The organism is Bradyrhizobium sp. Kon56, assembly GCF_055807635.1.
This window is the reverse complement of the sequence record NZ_JBVVOU010000572.1, coordinates 1-246: the sequence shown is the minus strand read 5'-3', so window position 1 is coordinate 246 and position 246 is coordinate 1. Positions and strand designations below refer to the sequence as shown.

At 56.5% G+C, this 246-nt stretch carries 1 pseudogene; it reads left to right on the top strand.

Annotation, left to right across the window (positions count from 1 at the left end):
• Positions 1 to 54: 54 nt before the first annotated feature.
• Positions 55 to 246, top strand: a pseudogene (gene prfB, locus AC0L3B_RS40090) (peptide chain release factor 2); the annotation flags it as partial.

Sequence of the window (246 nt, the reverse complement as noted above, 5' to 3'; positions counted from 1 at the left end):
CAGCTCTGTTTAAGCAACAGGGCACCATTTCAGCACAGGACAGAACGACCAGCCATGCGCGCGGAAACGCAGAACATTGTCGACGAAATCAGGCAGGCGATAACCCTGCTGAGGAGGCATCTTTGACTGGGATCAAGCCATAAAGCGGCTTGAATACCTGAATGTGCGTGCCGAGGATTCGAGTCTCTGGAACGAACCGCTGGAGGCGCAGAAGCTGATGCGTGAGCGCCAGGGCCTCGAGGAAGG